Annotated in this window: 14 protein-coding genes and 3 tRNA genes; 4 read left to right on the plus strand and 13 right to left on the minus strand. The window is 32.8% G+C overall.

Annotated elements, in window-relative coordinates; all coding sequences use genetic code 11:
• Positions 1-22 precede the first annotated feature (22 nt).
• Positions 23-628 (plus strand): TlpA family protein disulfide reductase, encoded by a 606-nt coding sequence (locus DFQ09_RS09330; RefSeq protein ID WP_115809649.1) that lies wholly within the window; start codon positions 23-25, stop codon positions 626-628.
• A 1-nt stretch (position 629) separates the two neighbouring features.
• On the opposite strand, the gene DFQ09_RS09335 is transcribed toward DFQ09_RS09330, so the two are convergent.
• The 7 genes from DFQ09_RS09335 to DFQ09_RS09365 form a co-directional block, all read right to left on the minus strand.
• Complete coding sequence (locus DFQ09_RS09335; RefSeq protein ID WP_115809651.1) at positions 630-1,076, minus strand: sterol desaturase family protein; 447 nt, start codon at positions 1,074-1,076, stop codon at positions 630-632.
• A 12-nt stretch (positions 1,077-1,088) separates the two neighbouring features.
• Positions 1,089-1,928 carry a phytoene/squalene synthase family protein gene (locus tag DFQ09_RS09340; protein WP_115809653.1) on the minus strand — a complete coding sequence of 280 codons (840 nt, stop codon included), beginning with the start codon at positions 1,926-1,928 and terminating at the stop codon, positions 1,089-1,091.
• 19 nt (positions 1,929-1,947) lie between these two features.
• Positions 1,948-3,408, minus strand: coding sequence for a phytoene desaturase family protein (locus DFQ09_RS09345; protein ID WP_115809655.1), 1,461 nt, complete (start codon positions 3,406-3,408; stop codon positions 1,948-1,950).
• Positions 3,408-4,313, minus strand: a complete 906-nt coding sequence (locus DFQ09_RS09350) for a MerR family transcriptional regulator (RefSeq protein WP_115809657.1) — start codon at positions 4,311-4,313, stop codon at positions 3,408-3,410. Before DFQ09_RS09350 ends, DFQ09_RS09345 begins: the two co-directional genes overlap by 1 nt.
• A gap of 145 nt (positions 4,314-4,458) precedes the next feature.
• Positions 4,459-4,542 (minus strand) — tRNA-Leu (locus DFQ09_RS09355).
• 55 nt (positions 4,543-4,597) lie between these two features.
• Positions 4,598-4,670, minus strand: a tRNA-Lys gene (locus DFQ09_RS09360).
• A gap of 294 nt (positions 4,671-4,964) precedes the next feature.
• Positions 4,965-5,037 (minus strand) — tRNA-Lys (locus DFQ09_RS09365).
• Positions 5,038-5,167: 130 nt separating this feature from the next.
• Here DFQ09_RS09365 and DFQ09_RS09370 point away from each other — a divergent pair.
• Positions 5,168-5,689 carry a shikimate kinase gene (locus DFQ09_RS09370; RefSeq protein ID WP_115809659.1) on the plus strand — a complete coding sequence of 174 codons (522 nt, stop codon included), beginning with the start codon at positions 5,168-5,170 and terminating at the stop codon, positions 5,687-5,689.
• On the opposite strand, the gene DFQ09_RS09375 is transcribed toward DFQ09_RS09370, so the two are convergent.
• Genes DFQ09_RS09375 through DFQ09_RS09385 form a run of 3 tightly spaced genes read right to left on the minus strand, consistent with a single transcriptional unit; the run spans position 5,681 to position 7,177 of the window.
• The gene (locus tag DFQ09_RS09375) at positions 5,681-6,184 is read right to left on the minus strand and encodes a phosphoribosyltransferase family protein (protein ID WP_115809661.1); all 504 of its coding nucleotides are present in this window, start codon (positions 6,182-6,184) and stop codon (positions 5,681-5,683) included. The two genes, DFQ09_RS09370 and DFQ09_RS09375, sit on opposite strands and share 9 nt — an antisense overlap.
• Positions 6,184-6,771 (minus strand): methyltransferase domain-containing protein, encoded by a 588-nt coding sequence (locus DFQ09_RS09380; protein ID WP_115809663.1) that lies wholly within the window; start codon positions 6,769-6,771, stop codon positions 6,184-6,186. The genes DFQ09_RS09375 and DFQ09_RS09380 overlap by 1 nt, the downstream gene beginning before the upstream one ends.
• A 31-nt stretch (positions 6,772-6,802) precedes the next feature.
• Positions 6,803-7,177: an RNA-binding S4 domain-containing protein gene (locus DFQ09_RS09385; RefSeq protein WP_115809665.1), complete on the minus strand. Its 375-nt coding sequence runs from the start codon at positions 7,175-7,177 to the stop codon at positions 6,803-6,805.
• Between the two features lie 134 nt (positions 7,178-7,311).
• On the opposite strand from DFQ09_RS09385, the gene DFQ09_RS09390 reads away from it, so the two are divergent.
• Complete coding sequence (locus DFQ09_RS09390) at positions 7,312-8,367, plus strand: FKBP-type peptidyl-prolyl cis-trans isomerase (protein ID WP_115809667.1); 1,056 nt, start codon at positions 7,312-7,314, stop codon at positions 8,365-8,367.
• An 80-nt stretch (positions 8,368-8,447) separates the two neighbouring features.
• Here the strand turns inward: DFQ09_RS09390 and DFQ09_RS09395 are convergent, their stop codons facing one another.
• The 3 genes from DFQ09_RS09395 to DFQ09_RS09405 all read right to left on the minus strand — a co-directional run bounded on the left by DFQ09_RS09395 (position 8,448) and on the right by DFQ09_RS09405 (position 10,996).
• Positions 8,448-9,047, minus strand: a complete 600-nt coding sequence (locus DFQ09_RS09395; protein ID WP_115809669.1) for an outer membrane beta-barrel protein — start codon at positions 9,045-9,047, stop codon at positions 8,448-8,450.
• Positions 9,048-9,101: 54 nt separating this feature from the next.
• Positions 9,102-10,055, minus strand: coding sequence for a transketolase family protein (locus DFQ09_RS09400; RefSeq protein ID WP_115809671.1), 954 nt, complete (start codon positions 10,053-10,055; stop codon positions 9,102-9,104).
• Positions 10,056-10,150: 95 nt separating this feature from the next.
• Positions 10,151-10,996: a transketolase gene (locus DFQ09_RS09405; protein ID WP_115809673.1), complete on the minus strand. Its 846-nt coding sequence runs from the start codon at positions 10,994-10,996 to the stop codon at positions 10,151-10,153.
• 293 nt (positions 10,997-11,289) lie between these two features.
• On the opposite strand from DFQ09_RS09405, the gene tgt reads away from it, so the two are divergent.
• Entirely contained in the window at positions 11,290-12,420 is a 1,131-nt protein-coding gene (gene tgt, locus DFQ09_RS09410; protein WP_115809675.1) for a tRNA guanosine(34) transglycosylase Tgt, read from the plus strand.
• Positions 12,421-12,426: the final 6 nt, after the last annotated feature.

The following is a 12,426-nucleotide window of genomic DNA, read 5'->3' on the forward strand; positions in this document are numbered from 1 at the left end:
GCTTCTTTAATTTAATTACGTTATGACTAAAGATAAAACAGCTATAGATAAAACAGCTAAAGATAAAACGACTAAAAATAGAATTTATAATGTTTTAGCGATTTTACTAATTATTTTATTTGTGATTCCGCAAACGAGAGAACCAATTCAGGTCTTCTTTCATAAGGGGTTTAGCTACATTAATACAGCAACACTTATAGATAAAGTAGAACGAAAAACGGTAAGTAATTTAAATTGGAATTTAGTATCTGATACTGGTAATAGGTTAGATTTTAACGCTGCAAAAGGTAAAGTTGTATTCGTTAACTTTTGGGCGACGTGGTGTCCTCCATGTATTGCAGAAATGCCAAGTCTTCAAGAATTATATGATGATTATGGGGATAAAGTTATATTTCTATTTGTTACCAATGAAGATTTTGAAACCGTAGAAAAGTTTAAAGTAAAAAAGAGTTTTAATTTTGAAGTGTTTACACCTTTAAGTGAAGTTCCAGAGGAATTGAGAGCACATTCAATACCAAGAACATTTATCTTAAACAAGGCTAGCGAAATTGTTGTTGATGAGACTGGAGCCGTAAATTGGAATAGTACTAAAGTCAGAAAACAGCTAGACGAGTTACTTTCCGAATAAACTACTTAAAATATTTAAAAGGCACTATGAGCATTCCGAAGTTCTCTCCTTTATGCTTACCTAAGTGTTTATGATGTATTTTATGTGCACGTCTTAAACCTCTAGCGTATTTATTGTCAACATTCCGCAACCATTTAAAGCGTTGATGAATAAAAATATCATGAACAACAAAATAGGCTACACCATAAGCCAAAATACCTAAGCCAATAGGAAGCGTATACCAAACGTTTTCATAACTCCAAAGATAAAAGCATGTTATGCTTACTAATGCATAAAATATAAAAAAGGCATCATTGCGTTCAAACCAACTATCGTGATCTTTATGATGATGATCTTTATGTAAATTCCATAAAAAACCATGCATAATATACTTGTGCGTAAACCACGCATTAAATTCCATAATGAAAAATGTAGCAAGAAATATTAAAATCCAAAAAGCGATTTGCATTGCGTTGTTATTTTAAAGTAAATTTAATTGATATTTTACATAACTACGTGTTAGAAGCTCTATTTTTCTGTAGTTAGGAACTCTGATTCTAGTAGATTTTATTTGTAATGCTGGTGTTTTTTTGAGTTTATCTAATAATTTGCTATAATATCTGTAAGCCATAAAAACACCGAATTTAGCTTCTAAAGGTAAATTTTTAATGCCTTCTAATCCTTTAGCAAAATCAGCTTCAATTTCACTGATGATAGCCTTCTTAGAAGCTTCATCAAGTTTATTTAAATCTGTATTCGGAAAATAAGTTCTGCTTAAATCTTCAAAGTCTTCTTTTAAATCGCGTAAAAAATTCACTTTTTGAAATGCAGAACCGAGGCTCATCGCTGAAGCTTTTAAATCATTATACTTCGTAATATCTCCTTTCACAAAAACTTTAAGGCACATTAAGCCTACAACGTCCGCTGAGCCATAAATATACGTTTTGTATTCTTCATCAGTTAAATAGTCTTTTTTATGAAGGTCTAAGCGCATACTGTCCATAAAAGAATCTACCATATGTTTCTCAATATCATATTTATGATAGGTTTCTTGAAACGCGTTTAAAATAGGATTAAGACTAATCTTGTTTTCTAAAGCGGCTTCTAAATCACTTTCAAACATGTTAAAGAGTTTTTCTTTATCATAATCATGAAATGAATCTACTATTTCATCAGCAAATCTTACAAAGCCATAGATATTATAAATATCTTGTCTTATGGTGTGCGATAGCATTTTTGTAGCCATAGAGAACGATGTACTGTAAGCGTTTGTAACGGCCTTACTACAGGTATGAGAAACGTTGTCAAAAATTAATTTCATATGATGGTTATGTTTGCTATTAAACTTCGTTTTTTTGAATCAGTTCAGCCACGAGCTTACCTGAAATTAAAGCCGGAGGAACCCCTGGCCCTGGCACAGTAAGTTGTCCTGTGAAATAGAGTCCATTTACTTTTTTACTTTTTAATTTTGGTCTTAAAAAGGCGGTTTGCATTAACGTATTGGCCATACCATAAGCGTTTCCTTTATAAGAGTTGTAATCTTCAATAAAGTCATTAACACAATACGATTCTTTAAAAAGTATATGTGCTTTAACATTTTGTCCCGTTCTTAATTCAAAACGATTTATGATAAGATCAAAATATTGCTGACGTAATTTTGGTGTGTCTTCAAGTCCTGGAGCAATTGGAATTAGAAAAAATCCGGTTTCACAATTCTCAGGAGCCATACTTGCATCAGTTACTGAAGGAAAGTTAGCATAAAATAATGGATTTTTAGGCCATTTTGGATTATCGTAAATTTCTTCTGCATGATTCTCAAAATCGGTATCAAAGAACAAATTGTGATGTTCTAAATTTTTCAACTTTTGATTGAAGCCTACATAAAAGAGTAGGGACGAAGGTGCAAATGTTCTGCTTTCCCAATACGACTCACTGTATTGTCTATAGTTTTCGTCTAAAAGCGTTTCAGAATGGTGGTAATCTGCACCACTTAAAATAATGTCAGAATTAATAATAGTTCCGTTTACCGTAATGCTTTTCCCTTTCTTATTGTCAACACTAATTTTTTCTACGTTGCTATTGGTATGTATGTTTACTCCTAAGCTTTCCGCTAGGCTTTTCATAGCTTTAACTATTTCGTACATGCCTCCTTTGGGGTGCCATGTACCTAAACCAAAATCGGCAAAATTCATAAAACTATAAAATGAAGGAGTCTGATTTGGTTTAGCGCCTAAAAACAAAACAGGGAATTCTAAAGTTGAAATCAGTTTAGGGTTTTTAAAGTTCTTGCGGACTTCTTTGCTAATGGTATTATAAAAGCGATCTAAGCGCGTAATAGTTTCTTTTGTCACCAATTCAAAAGGTGAAAGACCAGGCTTTAAAACCACTTTATTTATAGCGATGTCGTAATTTTCTTGAGCTGTTGCTATAAATTTACGAAGTGGTTTGGAGCTGCCGGTTTCAATACGCTCAAACTCGTCGCAAATTTTATCCATGTGGTCACCAATGGTAATCACATCATCAGAAAAGAAAATTTTATAAGCAGGACTTAATTTATCAAGTTGATAGTAGTCACTTGTGCTTTTTCCGAAATCATTAAAGAACTTATCGAATATATCTGGCATCCAATACCAACTTGGACCGATATCAAAAGTAAAACCATCCTTTTTGAGTTGTCTAGCTCTTCCGCCTACCGTATCGTTTTTTTCGTATATAGAAACGGTATAACCAGCTTTAGCTAAATAGCATGCTGCCGATAACGCTGAAAACCCTGAGCCTATTATGGAAATCGTTTTACGCATTAATCTTGCAATTCTTGAGTTAGTGTTTTAATAGAATTAAATGCTCTTATATTTTTAGGGAATTGGTCTTTGTCAAGCTCATTTATCATGCGGCCTAATACCCAAAACTTGGTTTTTGAGGTTTTTAAAATAAGGTCATCAAATTCATTTAGGTAATTTACGAGGTTTTCTTTTTCAGGTTTTATCGTAAAATAGGATACAAAAATGATGTCTTCGTAGTAATTCTTAAGTTCTAGCAAACTCGCCATAGGAACACTTGGTCCTAAAAAGATAGATCTATAGCCATGTCTTACAATTTCGTGATTAAGAAACATTAAACCGAGTTCGTGTATTTCATTATCAGGTAAATAAAGAACAAAGGTTTTGTCAGATTTAAGAATTTGTTTGGATTGTATTTTTTCTGTACTTATTAATATTTTTTGGCGAATAAGTGTAGAAATAAAATGTTCGTGTGCAGGTGTTATAGTATCTGTTTGCCACAATAGTCCGATTTCAGTTAAAAACGGAATAAATATATCGTAAAAAATGTCTTGAAATGTCTTTTCTTTTAACAGTGACTCATAAGTTTTGTAAAATAAAGCTTGATCAAAATTTAGCATTGACAGTTTGAAAGCATTTATAGCATGGCTTTCTAAATTAGTTTCTGTTGCGATTTCTCTAACTAATTGCGGAATTTTCTGCGTATCAATTGTAGCAATCTTAGAAATTTTGTATCCATTATTATTAAGGTAGCTGACGTTAAGAAGCTTTTGAAAACTAGCTAAGTCGTAATACCTAATATTTGTTTCCGTGCGTTTAGGCTCTAGCAAATTATAACGCTTTTCCCAAATTCTTATAGTGTGTGCTTTAATCCCTGTTAGGTTTTCTAAATCCTTTATACTAAACCTATCCTTAATATTGTTCATTTTATTTTAAAAATGTTTAAACAAAAATAAGGTTTATACCAATACGAAGTTTAGAATTAACAAAAATTATATAAAAAAAGAATGTAGGGTGATGTAGAAACTTGAATTTACTTGGGTAGGTAAGAATAATTTTTTTGAGTAATTGTGCGCACGAGAAGACTCGAACTTCCACGGACTAATGTCCACCAACCCCTCAAGCTGGCGCGTCTACCAATTCCGCCACGTGCGCAAAATAATGAAGTAAATAAAAAAAAAGTTAAGCATTATACTTAACTTTTCTTTAGTGACCAGTCTGGGGCTCGAACCCAGGACCCTCTCCTTAAAAGGGAGATGCTCTGCCAACTGAGCTAACTGGTCGTTATGTTTTTTTTCTAACGAGGGTGCAAATATAAAACCTTTATCCAAATACAAAGACTAGAATTTGAAAAAATTTTATTTTTTTTATCAGTTTAAAATTTTAGATACAATAAACAACATTTTAGAAAGGTGTAATTGTTTGTATTTTAAAAAGTTAATAAAGTAATAACGTAATTTTTGTTGTTTACTATTTATTATTTTATCACGTTAATATTTTTGATGATACCTTGTTTTAGGTGAATAGATTGAATTTTAAGCAAAAAAAAGTTAAGCGTAATGCTTAACTTTTTTTAGTGACCAGTCTGGGGCTCGAACCCAGGACCCTCTCCTTAAAAGGGAGATGCTCTGCCAACTGAGCTAACTGGTCTTATATGCTTTTCTCTAACGAGGGTGCAAATATATAAGCTTTCTTTAATTTAACAACACTTTTTTAAATTTTTTTTTCGTTTTTTTGTTGTGAACAAACCTATGGGTTTAATAATCAATTTATAAGTGCTATGATTATAGTTTTAATAGGATATATGGGGTCGGGAAAATCAACTATTGGTAAGGAATTGGCTACAGCTCTGGAGTACAGTTTTTTAGACTTGGATGATTACATTTCTGACAAAGAAAAAGGGTCAATTTCTGAAATATTTAAAACAAAAGGTGAAATTTACTTTAGAAGAAAAGAAACCGAATATTTAAATGATGTTATAAATTCGTCTGAAAATATTGTTTTAGCGCTAGGAGGAGGCACTCCTTGTTATGGTAAAAACATGGATTTGATAATTAATAATGCTAATGTAACTAGTTTTTATTTAAAGCTGTCCATACCACTTTTGTCAAAACGTTTATTCACAGAAAGAGAAAAACGACCTTTAATAAGTCATTTAAATTCTGAAACTGAATTATTAGAGTTTATAGGTAAGCACTTATTTGAGCGCAATCAATATTATAGTAAATCACAATTTACACTCAACACAGATCATAAAACGAAACAAGAAATTTTAGAAGATCTTGTAACGCATTTAATCTAAATAGGCTTCGTAAGGTTGTTTAGATAAATTAACATTTACGTGTTCGAATAAAGAGGTTGAAAGGGAAATGCCTTTGAAATCAGCTTTAACAGGATATTTTTTGTGATTACGATTTACTAAAACCGCAGTTTTAAACTGTTTTAGAGGTACGTCTAAAAAGTGCTTAATACCATATATTAATGTACTACCAGAATTTAGTACATCGTCAATAAGCACAATAGATTTATTGGTATACTCTTCTTTAGGTATTGAGGTTTTAATTGGATCTGTTGGTTCTAATTTGTTTATAATCACCTTACATAAGGTAGATTCAATAGTAGAAATTTTATCCAAATTAGATTTTATCTTTTTGGCAAGAAGATAGCCATTGCTTTCTATGCCTGCGATAATGAGCTCTGTTTCATTAACATTGCTCTCATAAATTTGATATGCAATACGTTTTATTTTATGCTCAATTTCTTTATGACTTAAAATTGTATTTTTTGTAAGTGCCATTAACTCTTTTTTTCAAAGATAAAAAACAGTTCATTACCTTGTCTTTCTTTTATCGAATTAATTGAAGGTTCTAATACTTTTTGATGAAACTTGTGTTCGAAAAGCGCTTTGTATTCTGAGAGACTCCCTCCAAATGGTGGACCATCTTCAGTTAATTCAAAATTAAAGAATAAACCAATAAGCTTCCCTTTGGCTTTTAGTAGATGAAACATTTTTTCAACATAGTGTGCTCTTAAGCTAGGATGTAGCGCGCAAAAAAAGGTTTGTTCAAAAATAAGATCAAAGCTATCGTCTAATTCAAAAAAGTCAGTATTTAAAAGTTGATTTTCAGGGAACTCTGGTAGACGCTTTTTAAAATTATCTAAAGGTTGTTGCGCAAAATCTAATACATAAACGTTTTTAAAACCGTTATTCCATAAATATTCGGCTTCATAACTATTTCCTGCGCCAGGAATTAAAATTTTTACGGTCTTATCCTTAAGTTGATCAAAATAAATTTTTAGTGGAGTAGACGTATAGCCAACATTCCAACCTGTTTTATGTGTAGCGTAGCGGTCCTCCCAATATTTTTGATCTATTAAGTCCATATAATAATATTATTTTAAAAATGCCACAAGGTTATTCTTCGTCATCTTCATGAAAGTCATCAATATCTCGTCTGTCCTTTTTAGTAGGTCGTCCTGCACCTTTCTTTCTATAATAATCTTTACTGTATTTTAAGAGCTCTTGTGCCTCAAACGCAGATTTGGGAGTGGTGTCTGTTCTGTATAGATCAACTAATTTTGCGCCCACACGATTGGGCGGTAAATCATTAACAGTAAGCTGATAAATGATTTGGTCTTTTCTTAGTTCTATTTTATCGGTAGGAAACACTTCTCTCGATGGTTTTACTGCCGCACCATTAACTTTTACTTGTCCTTTTTTGCATGCTTTTGTTGCAATGCTTCGTGTTTTGTAATAGCGTACACACCATAAATATTTATCAATTCGCATATCTTTTTTACTAAAAACTACGTTAATCTTGTAGTGCAAAAATATTATATTATTGTATCTTGCGCGTTAAAAATAAGCAATAATGAACTTCGTATATCAACTGTGGTGGTTTTATGCGTTCAATATAAATTTATATGAAAATTAAAATTTTAAAATTCAGCCTTTTATTAATGGTGTTATCTACGGTCGTAATCTCTTGTAAAAGTGATGATGATAATACAGTTACTTTCGTTGAGGCAGATAGAACAGAGCAACAAGTTAAAGATAGAGATTCTATATTATTATACTTATCTACACATTATTATAACTCAGGTTTTTTTGAAACGGGTTCAAATCATAAATACGCAGATATTCTAATAGAAGGATTAGCTGATGGTGAAGTAGTGCCAGACGGCCATACCTTATTACTAGATGCGGTGACAACGCACACAACGGAATACTTAGAGGCTACTTATGAGTACTATGTACTAAACATTAACCAAGGAGGTGGTGATAGTTCACCTACTTTTGTAGATAAAATCCGTGTAAGGTACGAAGGAAGTTCTGTAAATGATGCCTTAGAAGGTAATTATGAAGTTTTTGACTCTAGTGTAACACCTGTAGATTTTAATTTACAATTAGGAGGTTTTGTAACAACTAGTGTTATAAAAGCATGGCAACTTGTAATGCCATCCTTTAATGTGTCTTCTAGTTACGAAATTGACGAAGAAGGTATTTTTAGTTTTGTTAATCCAGGTTTAGGTGTCATGTTTGTGCCTTCTGGTTTGGGTTATTTTTCAGGTTCTACTACTGGGTCGTCATATGACAATCTTATTTTTAAATTTGAATTATTACAGTATGAAGTAGAAGATCATGATGGGGATGGAATCCCTTCATATATTGAAGATTTAGATAACGATTTAGATGTTGTTAATGACGATTCAGATGGAGATCTTTCTCCAGATTTTGTGGATGTTGATGATGATGGAGACCTTGTTTTAACTAGAGATGAATTGATGCCTACAACTTATACGGTTGATACAAGTCTTAATGAAGATGAGCCAATACTTGCTGCTAATGAATTTGAAATTAGTAGAGTTAAAATTGGAGATATTATCACGATTAAAACAGTAACTATTGTAGATTCTAATAATGATGGTACACCAGATTATTTAGATCCAACAATTACAATTAATTACAACGAGATTTAGTATATAAACTAAATTCTTAAAATAAGAAAAGCCGCTCAAAATTTTTGAGCGGCTTTTTATTTGCTTTTTTTTAGCTTTGTCTAAAGCGCAATAGATAAACTTAATATTAACTGATCTGGTCTCGTGTCTATTCTACTTTCAATTCCAGTACCTAAATTAGTATCAATAAAAGTAGCTTCGTTGTGATTAAAACCTCTTTCATATCTGAGATCTACTCCTATGTTATTAAAGCTAAGTCCGACACCAAAGTTTAATCCAACAGAAAAGTCGTTTTCAACATTGTCTATATTAATACCATCAAATTCTGTATCTAGAATATACTGAAATGATGGGCCTGCAAAGACACTTAGAGGTCCTATGATTTGAACCCCTACAAGTACTGGAGCATCAATTTTCTTAACTGAAAATTCATCATTGCTATAATCACTTTTGGTAGCTGTATAAACGAGCTCAGGTTTCAAATACAATTTGTTACCTATTTTTCCGAAAAGGCCAATATGATAGCCAATGTTGCGATCCGGGTTTTTTGCATTAGCACTAGCAGATTCAAAATAATCTCCATTGGCACTATAATTTAAGCCCCCTTTAATTCCAAAAGAATTTCCGTTTTGAGCTGTCATTGAAAATCCAACAAAAGCAAAAGCCACAGTTGCGATAACTGTTTTTTTTAAATTTTTCATAATGTTCGTTTTATAAGATTAGGTACTTACTTCAAAAACGATACCAAATCAAAATTATTTTCTTTTCAGTACTTTTTTAACAGCATTTTGAATAGCCTCGCTATTTAAACCATACTTATCCATCAGTTGTGCTGGTGTACCAGACTCTCCAAAAGTATCATTTGTAGCAACAAATTCCTGAGGTGTCGGACGGTGTTGTGCTAAAACTCTAGCTACACTTTCTCCTAAGCCGCCAAGATGATTGTGCTCTTCAGCAGTAACGATACAACCTGTTTTAGCAACAGAGTCTAAAATAGCTTTATCGTCTAAAGGTTTTATAGTGTGAATATTAATGACTTCCGCAGAAATACCAGCTTCATGTAATGCTTTTGATGCTTCTAGAGCTTCCCAAACTAAATGACCAGTGGCAACAATAGTGACATCCGTACCCTCTGTAAATTTAATAGCTTTACCAATTTCGAATTTCTGATCGGCAGGAGTAAAAATTGGGACAGAAGGACGACCAAAACGTAAATAAACAGGGCCATCATAATCAGCAATAGCAATAGTTGCCGCTTTTGTTTGGTTGTAATCACATGGATTAATAACTACCATTCCAGGTAACATTTTCATTAATCCGATATCTTCTAAAATTTGATGTGTAGCTCCATCTTCACCTAAAGTTAATCCCGCGTGAGATGCACAAATTTTTACATTCTTACCAGAGTAGGCAATTGATTGGCGAATTTGATCATAAACGCGACCAGTAGAGAAATTAGCAAAAGTTCCTGTAAAAGGTATTTTTCCACCAATAGTTAAACCAGCAGCAATGCCCATCATGTTAGCCTCTGCGATTCCGATTTGGAAAAAACGTTCAGGATTCTCTTTAATGAATTCGTCCATTTTTAAAGATCCAATTAAGTCAGCACATAAGGCTACGACATTAGGATTTGTACGGCCTAATTCTGCTAAACCAGCACCAAATCCACTTCTTGTATCTTTTTTTTCTGTGTATGTGTATGTTTTCATTCCTATGCCCACGAAAGTGGGTATCTTTTAATTAGTATTCATTTTTAAGTCCTTCCTTTATAGAGAGATTTAATCTCAATCTATTAAGAAGGAGTTTAATAATCTCCTAAAGTTTCAGGATTCTGAGCTAAACCGTTAGCAAGTTGCTCATCGTTTGGTGCTTTACCATGCCAAGCGTGTGTGTGCATCATAAAATCAATTCCATTACCCATAACCGTATGTAATAAAACACAAACTGGTTTTCCTTTTCCTGTTAAAGATTTAGCCTCTTTCATGCCTTTAATAACAGCTTCAATGTCATTACCTTTTTCGATGTCTAAAACGGTCCAGCCAAAGGCTTCAAATTTTGCTCTTAGACTTCCCATTGGTAAAACATCGTCTGTAGAACCATCAATTTGTTGTTGATTTAAATCTACAGTTGAAATTAAATTATCCACTTTTTTAGCAGAAGCGTACATAATAGCTTCCCAGTTTTGACCTTCTTGAAGTTCCCCATCACCATGAAGACTGTATACTAAATGATCGTCATTGTTTAGTTTTTTGGCTTGTGCTGCTCCAATAGCAACAGACATACCTTGCCCTAAAGAACCAGAAGCAATTCTAATGCCTGGTAACCCTTCATGTGTCGTTGGGTGTCCTTGTAAACGTGTATTAATAAGTCTAAAAGTATTCAATTCCTCAACAGGAAAATATCCAGATCTTGCCAACACACTATAATAGACAGGTGAAATGTGTCCGTTTGAAAGAAAAAATAAATCTTCCCCAATTCCGTCCATATCAAAACCGTCTTTAGTTTCCATCAGCTCTTGGTATAGAGAAACAAAAAATTCGGCACAGCCTAATGATCCGCCAGGATGACCAGAGTTTACCTTGTGTACCATTCGTATAATATCTCTACGAACTTGAGTAGTTAAATCAGTTAATTCTTTAATGTTTGGCATGTTATGTTGCTTAAGTTTTATGCTACAAAAGTAACTTTTTACTAAGGTTTTTCAAAAGTTGAAAAGGAGCACTTATTAACGAATTGTATGATTTGCTAACAATATGCTGAAAATAGCTGAAAACAATAATAGATTATTGGAAGATTGTTTTTTTAAATTTAATTTAAGAGGGAATACTATAGAGTTATTTATATTTGCCGTCTGACTTACAATTCTTGAGACGAGTATGCTAAAATTATTAATGATTAATAGCGTACAACATGTGTCTCCTGAAAAATAATAAGTACAAACACATGAAATTTCAAAGAGTAGCAAAAGATACACAAAGCAAGGCAAGAGCTGGTACAATAACAACAGATCATGGAACTATAGAAACTCCTATCTTTATGCCAGTTGGTACTGTAGCTTCCGTAAAGGGAGTGCACCAAAGGGAGCTTAAAAATGATATTAACCCAGATATAATTCTAGGAAATACATATCATCTTTACTTAAGACCTCAAACTCCAATATTAGAACAAGCTGGAGGCTTACATAAATTTATGAATTGGGACCGTAATATTTTAACCGATTCTGGTGGTTACCAAGTATACTCTATGTCTTCAAATAGAAAGATAAAAGAAGAAGGTGTAAAGTTTAAATCGCATATTGATGGTAGTTACCACGTGTTTACTCCAGAAAATGTGATGGAAGTGCAACGCAGTATTGGTGCTGATATTATCATGGCTTTTGATGAATGTACACCGTATCCATGTGATTATAATTACGCTAAACGTTCTATGCATATGACGCATCGTTGGTTAGAGCGTTGTTTAACTCATCTAAAAAAGACACCATTTAAATATGACTATGAACAAACGTTTTTTCCGATTGTTCAAGGTAGTTGTTATAAAGATTTAAGAGAGCAATCTGCTGAATATATCGCAAATGCAGGTGCTGAAGGAAATGCAATTGGTGGACTATCAGTAGGTGAGCCAGCAGAAGAAATGTATGCGATGACAGATATTGTCTGTAATATTCTACCAGAAGACAAACCACGGTATTTAATGGGAGTTGGGACACCAATCAATATTTTAGAAAATATTGCGTTAGGTGTAGATATGTTTGATTGTGTAATGCCAACACGTAATGCCAGAAACGGTATGTTGTTTACTGCTCATGGGTCAATTAATATTAAAAATTTAAAATGGGCTAATGACTTTTCGCCTGTAGATGAAATGGGAATTACATTTGTAGACACAGAATATAGCAAAGCCTATTTAAGACACCTGTTTACTGTTAATGAATTATTAGGTAAGCAAATTGCAACCATTCATAATCTTGGTTTTTACCTTTGGTTAACTAGAGAGGCTAGAAAACATATTATTGCAGGTGATTTTAGAGCTTGGAAAGACAAAATGGTAAAACAAATGGATAACCGTTTGTAGATATAG

The organism is Winogradskyella pacifica, from assembly GCF_003386275.1.
GTDB classification, from domain to species: domain Bacteria; phylum Bacteroidota; class Bacteroidia; order Flavobacteriales; family Flavobacteriaceae; genus Winogradskyella; species Winogradskyella pacifica.

Bases quoted from the DNA above. Each gene is read 5' to 3' on its own strand.
- DFQ09_RS09335 (WP_115809651.1), bottom strand. From the start codon at position 1,076: ATGCAAATCGCTTTTTGGATTTTAATATTTCTTGCTACATTTTTCATT.
- DFQ09_RS09390 (WP_115809667.1), top strand. From the start codon at position 7,312: ATGAAAATTAAAATTTTAAAATTCAGCCTTTTATTAATGGTGTTATCT.
- DFQ09_RS09330 (WP_115809649.1), top strand. From the start codon at position 23: ATGACTAAAGATAAAACAGCTATAGATAAAACAGCTAAAGATAAAACG.
- DFQ09_RS09350 (WP_115809657.1), bottom strand. From the start codon at position 4,313: ATGAACAATATTAAGGATAGGTTTAGTATAAAGGATTTAGAAAACCTA.
- DFQ09_RS09345 (WP_115809655.1), bottom strand. From the start codon at position 3,408: ATGCGTAAAACGATTTCCATAATAGGCTCAGGGTTTTCAGCGTTATCG.
- DFQ09_RS09400 (WP_115809671.1), bottom strand. From the start codon at position 10,055: ATGAAAACATACACATACACAGAAAAAAAAGATACAAGAAGTGGATTT.
- DFQ09_RS09385 (WP_115809665.1), bottom strand. From the start codon at position 7,177: ATGCGAATTGATAAATATTTATGGTGTGTACGCTATTACAAAACACGA.
- DFQ09_RS09370 (WP_115809659.1), top strand. From the start codon at position 5,168: ATGATTATAGTTTTAATAGGATATATGGGGTCGGGAAAATCAACTATT.
- DFQ09_RS09375 (WP_115809661.1), bottom strand. From the start codon at position 6,184: ATGGCACTTACAAAAAATACAATTTTAAGTCATAAAGAAATTGAGCAT.
- DFQ09_RS09340 (WP_115809653.1), bottom strand. From the start codon at position 1,928: ATGAAATTAATTTTTGACAACGTTTCTCATACCTGTAGTAAGGCCGTT.
- tgt (WP_115809675.1), top strand. From the start codon at position 11,290: ATGAAATTTCAAAGAGTAGCAAAAGATACACAAAGCAAGGCAAGAGCT.
- DFQ09_RS09405 (WP_115809673.1), bottom strand. From the start codon at position 10,996: ATGCCAAACATTAAAGAATTAACTGATTTAACTACTCAAGTTCGTAGA.
- DFQ09_RS09395 (WP_115809669.1), bottom strand. From the start codon at position 9,047: ATGAAAAATTTAAAAAAAACAGTTATCGCAACTGTGGCTTTTGCTTTT.
- DFQ09_RS09380 (WP_115809663.1), bottom strand. From the start codon at position 6,771: ATGGACTTAATAGATCAAAAATATTGGGAGGACCGCTACGCTACACAT.